Raw genomic sequence first — 17,808 nt, forward strand, 5'->3', positions numbered from 1 at the left:
GCGTCGACTTGCCGTGGTCGATGTGCGCGACGATCGAGAAGTTGCGGATCTTGGAAAGAGGCGTGGTCATTATGCGCGCCCCTCTAGCACATTCGCGCGCGCGAGATAGCAGGCCCCCTGTCGCGCCGCCACATGCCCGCCGCGCGAACGTGGTTAATCGCCCGTTAAGGCGACGCCCGGCATCGAGGGGCGCCTGGGGGCGGCAGACCATTTTCGGAGGCGAGAAGCGCCATGGACCGACGCAAACTCATCGTATCCGGCCTCGTGACCGCGGCCGCGCCGTCGCTCGTGCGCGCCCAGCCCGTCTCGTCGCAGCCCCTGCCGCCCGCCGAAGCGCCGCCGGCGCCGAACGGGCAGCCGGCCTATCCGTCGGCCGGGCCCACGGGACAGGGCGGTCCCAGCACCTATAGCCAGGACGAGATCGTCACCAACGTCTCCGACTTCCTGGGCGTGACCGCCGAGGCCGCCGGGGCCGCCGTCGAGCGCCTGTTCGCCAACAACGGCCGGCCCACCGCCTATATCGCCGGGGAAGAGGGTTCGGGCTCGTTCGTCCTGGGCCTGCGCTACGGCCGCGGCCTGCTCTACATGAAGGACCGCCAGCCGCTGGAGGTCTTCTGGCAGGGCCCGTCGATCGGCTGGGACTGGGGCGGCAACGCCAGCCGCGTCTTCACGCTCTGCTACAACCTCCAGGTCCCGGAGATGATCTTCCAGCGCTATCCCGGCGTGGAGGGCTCGGCCTACCTCGTGGGCGGCCTGGGCGTGAACTACCAGCGCGCCGAGGACATCACCCTGGCCCCCATCCGCGCCGGCGTCGGCCTGCGACTGGGCGCCAACGTCGGCTACCTCGCCTACACCCGCAAGCGGAGCTACATCCCGTTTTAGGGTGGCGTACGTCCCTTGTTCGGAGGGGGAGGGCTGACGATGCGCCCTATACGCCCTCGTCATCCCCGGGCTTGACCCGGGGATCCATTCCAGAGCGCTAGCCAAGTCCGCACAGCATCCCGCCAGGCTGCTTGGATGGCCGGGTCTAGCCCGGCCATGACGAGCGGAGGAGCGCCCTACCGCCCGTCCAGGCTGGCGCCCACGCGCTGGCTGGGCGTGTCGAAGAGGCCGCGGCCAGGGACGTGGTTGAGCTCCAGGCGGATGCCGTCCGGATCCTCGAACAGCACTGCGTAGTAGTCGGGCGCCCAGGGCTCGTCCTGCGGCGGATGCACGATCTTCGCCCCGATCTCCAGCAGGAAGGCGTAGAGCGCGTCCACGTCCGCCCGCTCCCGCGCCCGCCAGCAATGGTGGTGCAGGCCCACCCGGAACTGCACGAAGCGCTCGCCCTGGTGCTCGGGGTCAGGCCGGCGGATCCCGAAGCCCGTGCGCCCGCCGACGCAGTAGTAGGTATCGGGACTGTCGGCGACCTCGCGCATGCCGAGGAACGGCAGCAGCCGGCGATAGAAGGCCACCGAGCGCTCGAAGTCGCCCGCGGTGATGAAGGTGTGCGCCACGCCGTTGACTTCCATGACGCGCAGTCCAGGGGCCGGCCGCTGCGGCAGTCAACCTTGTCCGTTAATCGGGAATTCGGGCCGGTGAGGGAGCATCCGTGCGATGACCCTTTCCGCCCTCCTCTCGCCGCTGCCGGCGCTCATCGCCGAACTGACCGTCTGCGCGGCCCTGTTCGCCGGGCTGGCGCTTGCGGTGAAGGGCCGCCGGCGCGCGCTGGCGGACGCAGATGCCGCGGTGGGGGACGCCCGGATCAACCTGGTGCTGGCGGTGGTCGACCGGCTGGCAGTGGCGCCGGTGATCGTCGCGCTGACGACCGGCGCCGTGGTCGTCGCCCGCGACGCGGGGTTCCTCGGGGCCAATGCCTGGCTCGGCGGGCTCTGGCCGCCGTTGGCGCTGCTGCTGGCGGTGATCGTCGGCGACTTCACCGGCTACTGGCGCCACCGGGCCCAGCACAGCCGCTGGCTCTGGCCCGCCCATGCGGTCCACCACAGCGACCGCCACCTGCATTGGCTTAGCCTGGAGCGCATGCATCCCGTGGACCGCCTGGGCACGGCCGTGGACACGATCGTTCTGGGCGCGCTGGGCTTTCCGGCCTGGGCGCTGGTGGGCAATGCGCTGGTCCGCCACTACTACGGCTACGCCATCCACGCCGACGCGCCCTGGACGTTCGGGCGCGCCTCGTGGGTGTTGAACTCGCCCGCCATGCATCGCTGGCACCACGCACGCGAGATCACCACCGGCTGCAACTTCGCCACCGTGTTCTCGGTCTGGGACCGGATGTTCGGCACCTATCACCAGCCCGGCCCCTGCGACGTCCCGCTGGGGATCGACGAGGAGATGGGCGAGGGCGCGCTCGGCCAGTACGCCCACCCCTTCAAGGCGTGGTGGGCGGCGCTCAGCCGGAAGGACCGTGCGCTGGCCTAGCGTCGGCGGGCCCCGCCGGCGCGGCTCGACCAAAGTCTGGCGGCGTCGCGCGCGCCGGGTTGGCCCGGATTGTCATCCTCGGAGGATCGAAGTAACTGCCGCTGCGACGACGACGGAGTGGCGTATGACCGACAACCTGGGACCGCTCCTCGTCGCGCTCGACGCGACGCGCGGCCGGGTCTTGCTCTTCGCAAACGGGCAGGCCGTCGCGGCTCTGGTTGCGAGCGGCCAGGATGTGAAGCTCGAGGTGTTTCCGGAGCATGCCGGCCTTCGCCAGCAACTGCTCGCCGCGTGCCGAACGCAGTTCGTGGCGCTCAAGGAGAGCCTCCGGCACGCCGTCTACGAGGTCGCCGCGCTGAAGGTGAATACGGAATCTACGGCAGCCATGAACTCCATCCCCGCCGAGACAGGGCGGCGCGTCCACATGGGTTGTGGCGGCGAAGTTCGTGAGGGTTGGCTGAACATAGACTACGCACCGGACAGGCCCGGCGGATACGACGTCAGGCGGTCGTTCCTGAACTACGATCTTCGCCGCGGCCTCCCGCCGCTGGAATCGGCCTCGGTCGATCTCATGTTCTCAAGCCACTTCTTCGAACATCTGCGACGCGAGGAAGCTGTGGCGCTGCTCAAGAGTTGCCGGGCAGCTCTCAAGCCGGGCGGGCTCATTCGCTTCGAGCTGCCGAACTTTCAGAAGAGCTTCCGAGCCTACGCAAGCGGAGACGCGACCTTCCTCGATACGGCGATAAGCACGCATCGTGTCTTCGACCGCGAGCCGCCCTGGGCTCGCGCCTACGCTGATCTCATCAGCCGGGCCGTTTACGAGGTCGACTACTCGCACAAGTACATTTGGGACGCGGAGAACATGGGTAACCTCCTCCGCGCGTTGGGCTTCAATGATGTGAGCGAGGATGTGTATCGGGCAGATATCGACAGCGCCCACGAAATTCGCCGCGAGTACTCCTTCTACATCCAGGCCCGGGCTTAGCGCTGCGGGAGATCAGCCCCGCAGCTTCGCGCCCACCGCCTTTTCGGCCGCGGCGACAACACGGGCGCTGAGACCCTCGATCTCGCCGTCGGTCAGCGTCTTCTCGCGCGGCTGGACCAGCACCTCGACCGCCACCGACTTCATGCCCTCGGGCACGCCCTGGCCGGCGTAGACGTCGAAGACACGGGCGTCGGCGATCAGGGCCTTGTCGGCGCCCAGGATCGGGCGGACCAGGTCGCCGGCCGGCGTGTCGGCCGAGACAAGGAAGGCGAAGTCGCGCTTCAGGGGCATCAGGGCCGAGAGCTCCAGCGCCGCCTTGGTCTTCACGCCTTTCTTCTTAGGCTCGGGGATGGCGTCCAGGCTGAGCTCGAAGGCCAGCATCGGGCCGTCGGCGTCGATGGCCTTCAGCACGTTGGGGTGCAGTTCGCCGAACTCGGCGACCACGACCTTGGGGCCGAGCTGGAGGCGGGCCGAGCGGCCCGGATGCCACCAGGGCGCGTTCTGGCCCTGCACCACCTGCAGCGTCGGCGCGCCCAGCTCGTCCAGCAGGGCCAGCAGGTCGGCCTTCAGCTCGAACAGGGGATCGCCGCCCACTTTCGCCCAATGTTTCGGCGTGTGCGGGGCCAGCAGCGCGGTTACCGCCGTCCACTGGTCGGCCGGCTGGTCGCCCCTGAAGTTCGGCCCCACCTCGAACAGCGCCGCGTCGGCGAAGCCGCGCTTGGCGTTGCGGGCGGCCGCGTCGATCAGGTTGGCGAGCGCCGTGGGGCGGATGGTCGACAGGTCGGCCGCGATCGGGTTGGTCAGCACCAGCTTCTCGTCGCCGCCGCCGAACATCTCGGCCCAGTCGCGGCGCATGAAGCTCCAGGTCACCGCCTCGGCGTAGCCGCGCGAGGCCATCATGCGCCGCGCGTCGCGCATGCGGCGCTGGCGGGTGGTGAGCGCGCCGCCGGGCGGGCGCGCGATCTCGGGCAGCGGCGTGACCGGCAGGCTGTCGAAGCCCTCGATGCGCGCCACCTCCTCCACGAGGTCGGCCTTGCCCTCCACGTCCCGGCGCCAGGACGGCGGGGTCACGGTGTCGCCGTCCACCGCGAAGCCCAACTTGGTCAGGATTTCGTCGATGCGGGCGGCGCCCACGTCGAGCCCCGACAGCTTCTTCACATAGGACCGGTCGAAGGCGATGGCGGCCGGCGGCGCGGGGGCGTGGCCGGCGACGCGGATTTCCGACGGCTCGCCGCCGCAAAGCTCCAGGATCAGTTGCGTCGCCTGCTCCAGGCCGGGGACGAGCGACTCCGGGTCGACGCCGCGGGCGAAGCGGTATTGGGCGTCGGAGGTGATGCCGGTGGCCCGGCCCGTCTGGGCCGTGCGGATCGGATCGAACCAGGCGCTTTCCACGAAGACGTCGGTCGTCTCGTCCGAGCAGCCGGTGGACTCGCCGCCCATGACGCCGCCCAGGCCGATCGGGCGCTCGCCGTTCGCGTCGGCGATGACGCTCATGTCCGAGCTCAGGTCGTAGGTCTTGCCGTCCAGGGCGATCAGTTGCTCGTCGCGGTGCGGCGCGGGCGACGGTGCGTCCGGGCTCGGCTCGGCGGCGCCACGGCCCAGGCGCGCCTCGATCACGTTCCCCACCAGCTTGGCGCGGTCGTAGACGTGCAGCGGCCGGGCGCGGTCGTAGGTGATCAGGTTGGTGATATCGACCAGGGCGTTGATCGGGCGCAGACCCACGCTGGTGAGGCGCTGTTGCAGCCAGGCCGGCGACGGCCCGTTCTTCACGCCGCGGATCAGTCGGCCGGCGAAGACGGGACAGGCGTCGCCGTCGACCCGGATCTCGATGTCGCAGGGGAACTTGCCGGCGACGGGCTGGACCGGATCGGGCTTCAGCGTCCCCAGGCCGGCGGCGGCGAGGTCGCGCGCGATGCCGCGCACGCCCAGCCAGTCGGGGCGGTTCGGGGTGACCTCGAAGTCGATCGCGGCTTCCAGGCCGAACGCCTCCACGGCGCTCGCGCCGACGGGCAGGTCGTCGGAAAGCTCGACGATGCCGTCGGACTCCTCGGCGATCTCCAGCTCCTTGGCCGAGCAGAGCATGCCGTTGGACACCACGCCGCGGACCGGGCGCGCCTCCAGCGTCACGCCGCTCCCGGGCACATAGGCGCCGATGGGGGCATAGATCGTGGTCAGGCCCGCCCGCGCGTTCGGCGCGCCGCAGACGATCTCCAGCCGGCCGTCCTTGGTGTCGACCTGGCAGACCCGCAGCTTGTCGGCGTTGGGGTGCTGCACGGCCTCGACGATCTTGGCGACCGTGAAGGCGGCCAGCTTCTTGCCGGGATCTTCCACGTGCTCGACCTCGAGGCCGGCCATGGTCATGGCCTCGACCACCTGCTCGACCGATGCCGAGGTGTCGAGGTGCTCCTTGAGCCAGGAAAGCGTGAACTTCATTGGGAGGCTCCAGTTCCTCCCCCAGCGCGCAGCGCGATGTGGGGGAGGTGGATCGGCGCCACCGGCACCGAGACGGAGGGGGTTTCATCCCCGGCGGACAGGTGAGCGGGCTCGCACCCCCTCAGTCCGCTGCGCGGACAGCTCCCCCAGTGGGGGAGCAACTTGCGGGTGGTCATCATGACAGCCCCGTGGCCGTGTTCGGCGCCTGGAAGGCAGAGAAGCCGTAGTGGTCCAGCCAGCGGACGTCCGAGGCGAACATGTCGCGCAGGTCGGGCATGCCGTACTTCAGCGTCCCCAGCCGGTCGATGCCGAAGCCGAAGGCGAAGCCCTGCCACTGGTCGGGGTCGAGCCCGCAGTTGCGGAGCACGTTCGGGTGCACCATTCCGCAGCCCACGATCTCCATCCAGTCGGTGCCCTGGCCGATCTTCACGTCGGCGCCCGAGCGGTCGCAGCGCACATCCATCTCGGCCGACGGCTCGGTGAACGGGAAGTGGTGCGGCCGGAAGCGCGTCTCGACCACCGGGGTCTCGAAGTAGCGGCTGATGAAGGTGTCCAGCGTCCACTTCAGATGGCCCATGTGGATGTCCCGGTCGATGACCAGGCCTTCCATCTGGTGGAACATGGGCGTGTGGGTGGCGTCCGAATCCGAGCGGTAGGTGCGGCCCGGCACGATGATGCGGATCGGCGGTTCCTGTCCGTTGGCGATCCAGGCCGGCAGCTTCTCGTTCAGCCGCTGCATGGTGCGGATCTGCACTGGGCTGGTGTGGGTGCGCAGCACCTTGCGCTCGCCGCGCTCGTCCTCGGGCAGCCAGAAGGTGTCGTGCATCTCCCGCGCCGGGTGCTTGGGCGGGAAGTTCAGCGCCGTGAAGTTGTGGAAGTCGTCCTCGATGTCCGGGCCTTCGGCGAGCGAGAAGCCCATGTCGGCGAAGACGGCGATCATCTCGTCCAGCACCTGCATGGTGGGGTGGACGCGGCCGCGGCGCTCGGGCGGCGGCGGCAGCGAGAGGTCGACGCGCTCGGCCGCCAGCTTGGCGTCAAGCTCGGCGGTCTCCAGCGCCGCCTTGCGCGCGGCGATGGCCGAGGCGACGGCGTCGCGGACGCCGTTGATCTTCGGCCCCTGCTCGCGCCGCTCGTCGGGGCTCATCTTGCCCAGCGACTTCAGAAGCTCGGAGATCGAGCCGGACTTGCCGAGGGCCTCGACCCGGATGGCCTCCAGGGCGGCCAGGTCGGCGGCCGTGGCGATGCGGCCGGAGAGGTCGGCTTCGAGTTGCGAAAGGTCGGTCATGAGGCGGTCTGCTCTAGAGGAGGACGGTCTTGAGCGGAAGGCAGCAAAAAGCCCTCCGGCGGTTCGGCCGGAGGGCTCTTGAAAGCTTCAAGGTCTTTGGAAGACCTAAGGCTTAAGCCAGCGCGGCGCGAACCTTGTCGGCGATGGCCTTGAAAGCAACCGGATCGGCGCCGGCGACGTCGGCGAGGACCTTGCGGTCCATTTCGATCCCGGCCTTCTCAAGGCCGTGGATAAACTGCGAGTAGGTGAAGCCTTCCAGGCGCGCCGCCGCGTTGATCCGCTGGATCCACAGCGAGCGGAAGTTCCGCTTCCGGACCTTGCGGTCGCGGTAGGAATACTGGCCGGCCTTGTCCACAGCAGCCTTGGCCGTGCGGATGGTGTTCTTGCGGCGCCCGTAGAAGCCCTTGGCTTGCTCGAGAACCTTCTTGTGCTTGGCGTGGGCGACAACGCCCCGTTTCACGCGAGCCATCTGTCAGTTCTCCTTAGAGGCCGTAGGGAAGCCAGGACTTGATGATCTTGGCGTCCTGATCGGACATCACCTTGGTCCCACGGTTCTGACGGATGTACTTGCCGTTGTGGCTGATGAGGCGGTGGCGCTTGCCGGCGACGCCGGCCTTCAGCTTGCCAGACGCCGTCATCTTGAAGCGCTTTTTCACGCCCGACTTGGTCTTCAGTTTCGGCATTTCACTCAGGGCCCGAAGGTCCTGTCCTCTGGTCGTGTTGATAAACCGCCATGGCATGCCTTGGGGCCAGGCGGTTCCGAAGGGGCGGGCTAGTACGCGAAAGGGCGGGGAAATGCAAGGGACGGGGCGCCGGGCGCGTCCGCCGTATGCTTTCCCCGGATTTACCCCGTCCCTTAAAGATGGGTTACCTCAAGCAAGCTACACCGTCGCCGTATCGGCCGGGGAATCCGGCCCGAGGAGACGAGAATGTCGAGCACGACCTCCACGGCTTCGATCGCGTCGCAGCCGCCCGTGGCCTACACGCCCCCGGTGCGCAACGAACAGTCGCAGCAGGACGCCAAGACGGCCGAGAAGAACGCTCAGAAGGGCGCCGAACTCACCCAGACCGCCGTCGCCGCGCAGGCCGCCAAGGAGTCGGGCAAGGGCCGCGTCGTCGACATTACCGTCTAGGACGTTGCGGGGCCGCCCGGCCCCGCTCCCTACTGAAGCTTCGCCGCCTCGGCTTGCGCCAGGGTGTCGATCAGCCTGTCCAGCGCCTCGGGCTCGGGCAGCCAAGGCTGCTCGCCGATGGCCACCACTCTGTCGTCCAGCACCAGGGACCGCACGCCCCACATGGCGTGGAGCTCGCGCGCCAGGCCCTCGGCATCGCGATCGCACGTCGGATCGTCAGCGACAATAGCAAGGTTCGGAGAGGTTTGCGCCGCCAGCGCAAGCGCTGTATCGCCGTCGGAAACAGGACCAACAACGCTGGCTCCAATATCCTGAAGGCTTCCGATCAGATTAACCGAGTAATCCGCATCGCGACAAACCAACAGAATGGTGTCCATGGGTGTGGTGCTCATGGGCATCGTCTCCGAATTCGACTCACTATGCTCTAGGTAGTCGTTCGAACGTCGAAACGCGACGAGGGGCGCCCTGACAATTGCGTGACCGCCGCCTTACTTTGTCCGCTTTACCGCGATGCCCATGATCTCGAACCGCGCGTCGCCCAGCAGGCGGCTGGCGCCCAGATAGGCGCGCGCCGGCATCGGACCCTTGAAGTAGGTGCGATAGACCTCGTTGAAGGCGGCATAGTCGTCGAGGTTGCTGGAGAACACCTGCACCCAGACGAGGTCGTCCATGGTGACGCCGGCGGACTCGGCCGTGCGCTTCAGGCCCTCCATCACCCGGCGCGCCGCGTCGGCCGGCGTGCCGCCCATGGCCGCGCCGCCGTCGGTGTTGCCCGCCAGATAGACCGTGTCGCCCGCGATCACCGCGCCGCTGAACGGCGGGGCCGTGGTCATGCCGGGCCGCGGCGGCAGGGGGACGTGCGTCACCTCCGCCGCCTGGACCGTGAGCGGGGCGAGGGCGAGGCCGGCGGCGAGGGCAAGGGCTTTGGCGGTCATGGCGAGGTTCCTGCGTGGAAGAGCGGGTCCGCCTTAGCCCAGCTTTGCGTCAGGCGAGGCGTGGCGTTCGCCGGATCACCGTCCACGCGAAGCCCAGCGCCGGCAAAATGAGCAGCGCGGCGACGGCGAAGGGCGCCCCTGGCGCGACCAGCGAGAAGAGTTGCCCCGCCAAAATCGGTCCGCCGATCCGCGACAGCGCCATGCCGCTCATGTTGAGGCTCAGCATCTCGCCCTGGCGGTCGGGCGGCGCGGCGCGCGAGATCAGGGCCGAGACGTTCGGGAAGCAGATCGACTGGCCCAGGCACACCAGCAGGAACCCCAGCAAGGCGACGGGCCAGTTGGGCGACAGGCCCTGGGTCACCAGGCCCAGGCCCATGAAGGCGAGGCCCCCGGTGAGCGTCGCCGCCTCGCCGAAGCGGCGGGCCAGCCGCCCGCACAGCCAGCCCTGGAAGAACGCGCCCATCAGGCCGATGACCATGAAGGCCAGGCCGATCTGGCGCGGACCCCAGCCGAAGCGCTGCTCGGTCCACAGGCCGTAGGTGGACTCGATGCCGGCGAAGCCGATCACCACGATGGCGCTGATCACCACGACCCGGCTGATGATCGGGTGGGCGAAGCCTTCGCGCAGGCGCGCGGACCGGACGCGCTTCGCCGGCTGCGGCGCCGCCTCGGGCCGGTGCTCGCGGACCAGGACCACGACCGCCAGGGCCGAGGCCAGGGCGAAGCCGGCCGCCACCAGCAGCGGCAACTGGAAGCCCAGGGCGCCGCGGGTGGGCTGGGCCAGGAAGCCGCCGATCGCCGGGCCGGTGGAGAAGCCGGCGCTGAACGCCGCCCCCATGATCCCCATGCGCCCCGCGCGGCGTTCGGGCGGGGTGATGTCGGCCAGCGCGCCCTGTAGCGTCGAGATGTTGCCGGCGAAGACGCCGTTCACGAACCGCAGCGCGAACGCCGCCCAGATGTTCGGCGCGAAGGCGAACGCGGCGTAGGTGACACCCACCATGGCGATCGTGACGATCAGCACGGGCTTGCGGCCGATGCGGTCCGACAGCCGCCCCCAGAACGGCTCGCCGATGAACTGCCCCACCGAGAAGGCCGAGAACAGCAGCGTGACCTGCCAGGCCGGCGCGTCGAACGCCTGGGCGAAGAAGGGCAGCAGCGGGATCACGAGGCCGAAGCCGGCGATCATCAGGTAGATCACCGCCAAGAGCACGATCAGCGCCCGGCGCTCCTCCCTGAGGCTGGCGGCCTCGGCGCTCATGGGTCGCAGGGCGCGGCGCCCGCCTGCGACTGGCGCCAGGCTCGCGCCTTCCGGCCGGCGCTGATCGCCAGGAAGATGGCCGGCACGACTATGACGGCGCCCTGGGCGAAGGGCGCGTTGATGTTCAGCGGGAAGGTCGCGCCGGCGCATTGCGGTCCCACCACCCGGGCCAGCGCGCCCATGGCGTTGTTGAGGCCCAGGATCTGGCCCTGGCGGTGCGGGTCGGCGGTCTCGGAGATCAGCGCCGAGACGTTGGGCCAGGCCACCGACTGGCCGATGGCCGACAAGCTCATCAGCACGATGGTGACCGTGCCGCCCGGCGAGAAGGGCTGCAGCCCGATACAGACCACGGTGATCGCCATGCCCACGGCCAGCATGGTCGCCTGGCCGAACTTCTCGGACAGCGGCGCGGTGACGAAGAGCTGGGTGAAGGCAGAGGCGATGCCCACGAACATGAACGCCCAGCCGATCTGGCGCGGCCCCCAGCCGTAGCGGGCCTCGGTCCACAGGCCGAAGATCGCCTCGATGCCGGTGAAGGCGAAGCCGACCAGGAAGGTCACCAGCATAAGCCGGCCGATCACCGGGTGGCGCGCCGCCTCGCCCGTGGCGGCCCAGCGGTTGGGACGGAAGGTGTTGCTCTCGTCGCGCAGCCGGCTCTCGCGGATGAAGAGCAGGATCAGGAACGACGACGTCATGAACAGGCCGGCCGAGATGAACAACGGGAGCTGGAAGCCGATGTGGCCCAGGGACGGCTTGGCGAAGATGCCACCCAGGCCCGGGCCGACGATCAGGCCCACGTTCCAGGCGGCGCTCATCCAGCTCATCTGGCGGGTGCGCCGTTCGGGCGGGGTCACGTCGGCGATATAGCCCTGGATGATCGAGCCGTTGCCGCTGAACAGGCCGCCCAGCAGGCGGATGAAGAAGGCCGCCCAGGCGTTGGGCGCGAAGGCAAGTCCCAGGTAGCAGAGGCCGTTGGCCAGGATCGTCATCACGAGCAGCGGCTTGCGCCCGTACTTGTCCGACAGCCGGCCCCAGTAGGGCTCGCCGAAGAAGGTGCCGACCGAGAAGGCCGAGAAGATCAGGGTGATCTGCCAAGCCGGGGCGTCGAACGACTTCGCATAGAAGGGCAGCAACGGGACGATGATCCCGAAGCCCAGCATGTTGAGGAAGATCAGGCCGATGAGCGACAGCGCCGCCCACGGAGGCGGCGTCGCCTCTCGCGGCGGCGTTTGGGTCATGTGAACGGTGTTAGGACGCGCCGCGCCGAGGGGCAAGCGGCGGCCCATACCGTCTCGTCGATGGCGGCCGCGCGTTGGCGCGGGGACACAGTCGGGGGCTCAGTCGTCGAAGCCGACGAAGACGGCCGCCTCGTCCACCGACTTGCGCCGGGAGACGACGGCGTTGGCCGGAAAGTCGTCGCTGGGCCAGCCGAGGGCGACGCAGATCATGATCACCTGGTCGTCGGGGATCCCCGCATGCTCGCGCACGACGGGCGACTGCATGATCCCCTGGCTGTTGATCACGCAGCCCAGGCCGCGCGACCAGGCGGCGTTGACCAGGGCGTTGGTGACCGCGCCGCAGTCGAACGGGGCGATATCCCCACCGTGGATCGAGCGGTCGTAGGTGACGACGATGGAGACCGGGGCGTCGAACTGGCGGAAGCCGCGCAGCACCCAGTCCTGGCGGGCGGCCTTGTCCTCGCGGGCGATGCCCATGGCGGCGAAGAGCTGCTTGGCGATCTCGATCTGCCGCTCGCGGTGAGCGCCGTCGTAGGCGCCGTGGCTGCGGAACTCGCGGCTGTCGGGCACGCCGGCCAGGTTGCGCTCGGTGTTGCCGGCGCGGATGCGGTCCAGCGGCTCGCCCGCCACCACGTAGAAGTTCCAGGGCTGGGTGTTCAGCGACGACGGCGCCCGCATGGCCAGCTCCAGCACCTCGCGGATCAGCGCCTTCGACACCGGCTCGGGCGTGAAGCCGCGGATGCTGCGTCGGCCGATGACCACGTCGTCATATGAAGGGGCGGTCGAGATCGAAGCGTCCATGGGGTCTCCTGGTCTGGCCCACGCACTAGAGCATGGCGGACGTGGCGTCAGCGAACAGCGGCGGGGCCCGCGTCGCCCAGCACGATGAAAGGCGCCCAGAACCGCGGGTGCAGATAGGCCCGGCCCGGTGGGGCGGCGAGGAAGGCGCGCTGCGCCTCGGCGAGCGCCACCGCGGCGGGCGCGTCGGGCGCGTCGCGCAGGCGGTTGAAGGTGTCCGCGACCACGGCCTTGCCCGTCTCCGAGTTCACCGGCCAGAGCGTGCCCAGGGTCTGCGGCGCGCCGGCGATGGCGAAGGCGGAGGCGAGCGCCGGCAGTTCGCGCGACATCTCGGCGAGATCGAAGTTGGCGGTGTTGCAGGCCGACAGGGCGACGAAGCGGGCGGCGAGCGAGACGTCGGCGATCTCGGAGGCGGTCAGCAGGCCGTCGTCGGCGGCGTCGGCGCCCCCGGCCGGCGTCAGCACGAGCGCGGGCTCGGCCAGCCCCTGGAGGTCGTCGCGCACCAGGCCGTGCGTGGCGAAGGAGAGGTAGCGGTAGGGCTTCGCCAGTTCGGCCCGCACGCGCGGCTCCGTGGCGTCGGCGCGCAGGAGCAGCCGCGAAGTCCGGAAGCCGCGGGCCGAGACCGCCAGCTCCTCGGCGGTGTCGGGCAGCGGGGCGAGCTCGGCGATCTCGGCGCCGCGCACGCCGCGCAGCAGCGCCTTCGCCTCGCCCAGCACCGGATCGCCGACGCCCAGGAAGTCGAGCGGCGCGCTTGCGCCGGGGCCGCTGCGCGTGGCGATGACCACGCTGGCCGAGCCCGGATAACTGACGGCGTGGCGCTTCACGAGCCAGTCCGCGCGGGACAGGTCCCAGCCCTCCCCGAGCCGCGGCGGCGGGGCGGCCAGCAGGGCGGACAGCGGCGTGGCGAAATCCGACACCGGGCTCAGCCAGACGACGCGGTCGCCCGGGCGCAGGCAGCCTTCGAAGGGGCGGATCAGGTCGTCGTAGAGGCGGACCGCCGCCTCGACCGGGAATTGGACGTCCGCCTCCTCGGAGGGCGCGTGGGTGGCGGTGAGCGCTGCGCGCAGCAGGCGCAGGTCGATCGAGAAACGTCGCAGGTCGGCCGCCCGCCGCGAACGCGCGGCCATGTCGCGGCGTACGCACATGTACTCGAGGCCGCCGGGCGACAGCGTCACCTGCAGCGCCGCCTCGTCCGGCGCCAAGGCCGCCTGGAAGCGGGGGAGCGCCACGACGTTGGCGCCGGACAGCGGAACGCCAGCGCGGCCCGCCGCCTGTTCGGCCGCCGCGACGCCGTCGTCGATGCCGCGGAAGTCGCGGAGGGCTTGGGCGTCGAGGCGAGCCGGGCCGGCCGCGGCGGGGCGCAGGACCAGCGCCTGGATCGTGGCCCGCTCCACCCGGTCGCGGCCCGCTCGCAGGCGCAGCGCCTGGTGGACGGTCTCGCGTTGGGCGGGGGTGTGTGCCTGGCCGAGGGCGGTGAGCGCGTCGGAGTCGAAGGTCGGGCCGAACCGCGCGCCGAGCTGGAACAACGCGAAGGCGGTGTCCCCTCGGTCGGGGCCCTCGGCGTCGGCGCCGCTGAGGGCCAGGGCGATCATCACCTTCTCGATGGGGCTGGGGCGATACCAGGCGCCGGGAACGCCGGCCACCGAGCCCACCGCCTCGTCCCGCAGGCGACCGGCGAACCCAGCGAGGATCCGGCCGCGCTCCGCGCCATGGGGCGTCAGCGTCAGGCGGCCGAAGTCGCGGAACACCCCGGCTTCCCGCTCCAGCGCCGGATCGTCGGAGACGCGCTGCGGCTCCGCCGTCAGGGCGGCGAGCGCGACGGGATCGGGCTTGCCCTCCACCGCCGCGGTCAGCGCCCGGACGGCGAGGTAGGCGTACTCGTCCCGCGTCTGCGGCGTGCGCCCGGGAGCGGCGTACAGGCGCGCCAGGGGGTGGCCGTCCAGCCCCCGGCGGGCCGCGGCGGCGTCGCCTTTCGGCGCCGCGATCGCGGCCTGCAACGTCAGCGTCGAGCCCAGCAGCCAGTCGCGGACGGGGGCGTCCAGCTCGATGGCCTGCAGCGCGCCGGTGGCGATCTCCAGCATCCGCGCCGCGCCGTCCAGGTCGCCCACCTCGGCCAGAAGGCTGCCGCCGGTGGCGGCGAAGGCGGCGGCCTCTACGCTGCGCGGCGGCAGGGTCCGGCCGACAAAGCCCCCGGTGGCCACCAGCAGGCCGTGGGCGCGCTCGGTCTGGCCGGCCTGGGCGAGGATCAGCACCGCCTGCGCCAGGTGCTCGGCGACCGCCCGCCGCGAGGTCCCGGCGTCCTCCAGCGAGGCGATCAGCCCGAGCGACCGGTCGAGGAAGGCCACCGCCAGCGCCGGTTTGCCCTGGGCCAGCGCGATGCGCGCGCCGAGGACTTGGCGGCGGAGGTAGAGTTCGACGTCGGTGGCGTCGTCGCCGCGCCAGGCGGGCCCGTCCAGGATGGCGGCGGTGACCTCGGCCCGGTGCAGCGCCAGGCGCGCCGCATCGAGGCGGTAGTCCTTAAGCGCGCCGGGCGACGCGACACGCACGTATCGGTCCGTCGCGCCGACCACGCACGCATCGTCGTAGGCGCCGATACACAGGTCGAGCAGCGCGCCCAGCAATTCAGCCCGCTGCGCCGGATCGCGTGCGGCCGTGGCGGCCCGATCCAGCACCTGCCGGGCGGCGAGCGCGTGGCCGTCATCGTAAAGCCGCCGGGCTTCGGCGATGGGAGCCGCCGCCTGCGCCTGCGCGGCGGCCGGCAGGGCCAGAATGACGCTTGTGAGCCACAACCATGCCGCTAGGCTCCGCCGAAGCGAACCAGTGCGGGGGGTATCGGCCATGAAGTGGCTCCGGGTCGGCGCGGCGTGCATGGCCTTGTCGGCAGCATCATACGCATGGGCCGCCCCTCCGGAAGAGATGCTGGGCCAGCCCGTCGCCAAGCCGTCGGGCAAGCCGTCCAGCCGGCCGGCTCCGGCGTTGAAGGGTGGGCCCGGCGCGGCGCGGGCCTATGGCAAGGCGCTGGCGGGCCTGCAGCCCGAGGGTCGCTCGCTCACGCGCGGCGCCAAGGAGACCCAGGTCTACCAGCGGGCGTCCCCGTCCGTGGTGCTGGTCGTCACCCGCGAGGGCCTCGGCTCGGGCGTGTTGGTCGGCGCCGACGGGACGATCGTCACGAACCTGCACGTGGTCGGCGACTACGCCGAGGTCGGCGTGGTGTTCAAACCCAAGGTGGAGGGCGCGACGTTCGGCGAGGCCGACGTGAAGCGGGCCAAGGTGATTCGGCGCGACGAGGTGGCGGACCTGGCCCTGATCCAGGTGTCCGAGGTTCCTGCGGGCGTAAGCCCGCTGGCGATCGCGAGCGGGCCGGCGGTGGAGGTGGGGGCCGACGTCCACGCCATCGGCCACCCCAAGGGCCAGTCCTGGACCTACACGCGCGGCATCGTCAGCCAGGTGCGCCGCGACTACGCCTGGGACACCGAGAGCGGCCTGAACCACAAGGCGACGGTCATCCAGACGCAGACGCCGATCAATCCGGGCAACTCGGGCGGTCCCCTGCTCGGGGACGACCTGAAGGTGATCGGCATCAACAGCTTCAAGGGCCCCGGCGAGGGGATGAACTACGCCGTCTCGGCCGAGGACGTGGCCGCATTCCTCGCCCGCAAGGCCGACCGCGTGACCACCCTCGCCGAGCGGCGCCCGACCTGCGAGTCCAAGACCCTGGGCGAGGTTCCGACCTCGAAGCCCAAGGGCGTCAGCTATGCGGTGGACAACGACTGCGACGGCAAGGGTGACTACGTGGTGCTGGAGCCGGACGACAAGCGCGAAGCCGTGACCTACCTCTACGACGACGATGGGGACGGGCGTTACGACACGATGCTGGTGGACATTGACCGGGACGACAATCCGGACTTCTCGCTCCACGACACGGACGGCGACGGCAAGCCCGACCTGCGGGGCGACTACCGCAACGGCGAGGCCGACCCGTACCGGTACGTGCGCTCCAAGGGTTAGGTCGGATAGGACTCTAGCCGCCCGTGCGGCAGCCCTGGCCGAGGTCGAGGCAACGGCCGTCCACGTCGGGCGCGGTGAGGCCGAGGAATGGCGCGAGGGTCGGTGCGATGTCCACCGTCTCGGCGGCGCCGGCCTCGGCGGGCGTGACGTCCGGCCACCAGAACAGCATCGGCACCTGGCGGTCGTGATCCCAGGCCGAGCCGTGGCCGGCGACGTTCTGGCCGAGCTGGCTGGGCATGCCGAGGCTGGAGAACTCGGCGTAGTTGACGACGATGTCGCCGTTGCGCGGGGCGTAGAAGCTCTCGGCGAAGCGCTCCAGCAGGGTCAGGTCGTCGGCGGCCTTGCCCTTGGGCGGCATGGCGGCGGCGATCTGGGTGGGGGTGAAGACCTCGGAGACGTCAGGCTGGGCCTTCAGCCAGGCGATGGCGGCGGCCATCACCTCGTCGCGCCGCTTGTTGTCCTCCGGCGGCAGGCCGAGGATGAGCTGGTTGGCGTCGTCGCCGTTGATCGGGTCGTAGCCGTAGCCGAACGTCTTGCGCAGGTGGCCGTTGAGGCCGGCGATGAGGCGGGTGGTGTCCACGCGGCGCGCGGGCGGGCCGAGGCGCTCGGCGGCGTCGACGCCGCCGTGGTCGGCGCTCAGCGCGACGACGTAGGGCACGCCCAGGGCGTCAAGCTTCGCGAAGAAGGCGCCGAGGGCCGCGTCGAGCGAGGCCTGTTGCACGCACATCTCCGCGCCGCCCGAGCCGTAGCGGTGGCCGATGTGGTCGGTGCCCGAGAGGCTGATGGCCAGCAGGTCGGGCTGGGCGCGGCGGCCCAGGCCCTCGGCCGCGACCAACTCGGCGGCGAGGTCCAGCGTGGTCTGGTCCATCAGCGGCGAGGCTCGGAACTCGGGCGTGAAGGCGGAGCCCGTGCGCCACTTCGCGCCTTGCGTGGCGCCCTTGGCGGTCTCGGGCGGCACGCCGCCGGACAGGGTGAGGCGCCCGAAAGTGTGCGGAACGGCCAGCGGCGCACAGGGCGGCGGCAGGCTTGCCGGCCACAGCTCTGGCGGCGCCTTGTCCCAGGCGGCGAACAGGCGGCGGTTGAAGTCGACGACCGGGGCCAGGGTCTTCGCGTCGGCCGGGCCGGCGTACTTCGAGGTGCCGAAGCCCAGGCCGTCGTCCCACCAGAAGACGCCGGTGGGATGGTGGCCGGCCATCATGATCGCGGCCCGGTCCTTGCCGGAGACGGAGGTGACGCGCGCGTCCGGCCGCTTGGCGCGCAGCCAGTCGCCCAGGGTGTCGACCTTGAGGTTCCCCGCCCCCTTGGCCAACGGGTCGG

General features: G+C 70.7%; 17 protein-coding genes. 5 read left to right on the forward strand and 12 right to left on the reverse strand.

Features of this window, described 5'->3' with window-relative positions; genetic code table 11:
• The first annotated feature begins 231 nt into the window (after positions 1-231).
• Positions 232-882: a DUF1134 domain-containing protein gene (locus Q0L11_RS22330; protein ID WP_296600237.1), complete on the forward strand. Its 651-nt coding sequence runs from the start codon at positions 232-234 to the stop codon at positions 880-882.
• A 176-nt stretch (positions 883-1,058) separates the two neighbouring features.
• Here the strand turns inward: Q0L11_RS22330 and Q0L11_RS22335 are convergent, their stop codons facing one another.
• Positions 1,059-1,511 carry a VOC family protein gene (locus tag Q0L11_RS22335; RefSeq protein ID WP_296600238.1) on the reverse strand — a complete coding sequence of 151 codons (453 nt, stop codon included), beginning with the start codon at positions 1,509-1,511 and terminating at the stop codon, positions 1,059-1,061.
• Between the two features lie 85 nt (positions 1,512-1,596).
• Here Q0L11_RS22335 and Q0L11_RS22340 point away from each other — a divergent pair, with 85 nt between their 5' ends.
• Both Q0L11_RS22340 and Q0L11_RS22345 read left to right on the forward strand, forming a co-directional pair.
• On the forward strand, positions 1,597-2,418 hold the full coding sequence (locus Q0L11_RS22340) for a sterol desaturase family protein (protein WP_296600240.1): 822 nt from the start codon (positions 1,597-1,599) through the stop codon (positions 2,416-2,418).
• Between the two features lie 124 nt (positions 2,419-2,542).
• Positions 2,543-3,403, forward strand: a complete 861-nt coding sequence (locus tag Q0L11_RS22345) for a methyltransferase domain-containing protein (protein ID WP_296600242.1) — start codon at positions 2,543-2,545, stop codon at positions 3,401-3,403.
• A 12-nt stretch (positions 3,404-3,415) separates the two neighbouring features.
• On the opposite strand, the gene pheT is transcribed toward Q0L11_RS22345, so the two are convergent.
• The 4 genes from pheT to rpmI all read right to left on the reverse strand — a co-directional run bounded on the left by pheT (position 3,416) and on the right by rpmI (position 7,804).
• Positions 3,416-5,836 carry a phenylalanine--tRNA ligase subunit beta gene (pheT, locus tag Q0L11_RS22350; RefSeq protein WP_296600243.1) on the reverse strand — a complete coding sequence of 807 codons (2,421 nt, stop codon included), beginning with the start codon at positions 5,834-5,836 and terminating at the stop codon, positions 3,416-3,418.
• A 175-nt stretch (positions 5,837-6,011) separates the two neighbouring features.
• The gene (pheS, locus tag Q0L11_RS22355; protein WP_296600245.1) at positions 6,012-7,121 is read right to left on the reverse strand and encodes a phenylalanine--tRNA ligase subunit alpha; all 1,110 of its coding nucleotides are present in this window, start codon (positions 7,119-7,121) and stop codon (positions 6,012-6,014) included.
• Between the two features lie 112 nt (positions 7,122-7,233).
• Positions 7,234-7,590, reverse strand: coding sequence for a 50S ribosomal protein L20 (gene rplT / locus Q0L11_RS22360; RefSeq protein WP_296600247.1), 357 nt, complete (start codon positions 7,588-7,590; stop codon positions 7,234-7,236).
• Positions 7,591-7,603: 13 nt separating this feature from the next.
• On the reverse strand, positions 7,604-7,804 hold the full coding sequence (rpmI, locus tag Q0L11_RS22365; protein ID WP_293483771.1) for a 50S ribosomal protein L35: 201 nt from the start codon (positions 7,802-7,804) through the stop codon (positions 7,604-7,606).
• Positions 7,805-8,050: 246 nt separating this feature from the next.
• Here rpmI and Q0L11_RS22370 point away from each other — a divergent pair, with 246 nt between their 5' ends.
• Complete coding sequence (locus tag Q0L11_RS22370) at positions 8,051-8,254, forward strand: hypothetical protein (RefSeq protein ID WP_296600248.1); 204 nt, start codon at positions 8,051-8,053, stop codon at positions 8,252-8,254.
• 29 nt (positions 8,255-8,283) lie between these two features.
• Here the strand turns inward: Q0L11_RS22370 and Q0L11_RS22375 are convergent, their stop codons facing one another.
• The 6 genes from Q0L11_RS22375 to Q0L11_RS22400 form a co-directional block, all read right to left on the reverse strand.
• On the reverse strand, positions 8,284-8,646 hold the full coding sequence (locus tag Q0L11_RS22375) for a hypothetical protein (protein ID WP_296600250.1): 363 nt from the start codon (positions 8,644-8,646) through the stop codon (positions 8,284-8,286).
• A 96-nt stretch (positions 8,647-8,742) separates the two neighbouring features.
• Entirely contained in the window at positions 8,743-9,189 is a 447-nt protein-coding gene (locus Q0L11_RS22380) for a Rid family hydrolase (protein ID WP_296600251.1), read from the reverse strand.
• A gap of 49 nt (positions 9,190-9,238) precedes the next feature.
• A complete protein-coding gene (locus Q0L11_RS22385) occupies positions 9,239-10,447 on the reverse strand; it encodes an MFS transporter (RefSeq protein WP_296600254.1) in 1,209 nt (402 codons plus the stop codon).
• Positions 10,444-11,685, reverse strand: coding sequence for an MFS transporter (locus Q0L11_RS22390; protein WP_296600256.1), 1,242 nt, complete (start codon positions 11,683-11,685; stop codon positions 10,444-10,446). The genes Q0L11_RS22385 and Q0L11_RS22390 overlap by 4 nt, the downstream gene beginning before the upstream one ends.
• Before the next feature lie 99 nt (positions 11,686-11,784).
• A complete protein-coding gene (locus tag Q0L11_RS22395) occupies positions 11,785-12,486 on the reverse strand; it encodes a nitroreductase (protein WP_296600258.1) in 702 nt (233 codons plus the stop codon).
• A gap of 47 nt (positions 12,487-12,533) precedes the next feature.
• Entirely contained in the window at positions 12,534-15,272 is a 2,739-nt protein-coding gene (locus Q0L11_RS22400) for a CHAT domain-containing protein (RefSeq protein WP_296600260.1), read from the reverse strand.
• A gap of 127 nt (positions 15,273-15,399) precedes the next feature.
• On the opposite strand from Q0L11_RS22400, the gene Q0L11_RS22405 reads away from it, so the two are divergent.
• Positions 15,400-16,491, forward strand: coding sequence for a serine protease (locus Q0L11_RS22405; protein ID WP_296600261.1), 1,092 nt, complete (start codon positions 15,400-15,402; stop codon positions 16,489-16,491).
• Between the two features lie 13 nt (positions 16,492-16,504).
• Here Q0L11_RS22405 and Q0L11_RS22410 read toward each other — a convergent pair.
• On the reverse strand, positions 16,505-17,808 hold a 1,304-nt coding region (locus tag Q0L11_RS22410; RefSeq protein WP_296600263.1), incomplete at its 5' end, for an alkaline phosphatase family protein.

It is taken from the genome of Phenylobacterium sp., assembly GCF_024508875.1.
Taxonomy (GTDB): Bacteria; Pseudomonadota; Alphaproteobacteria; order Caulobacterales; family Caulobacteraceae; genus Phenylobacterium.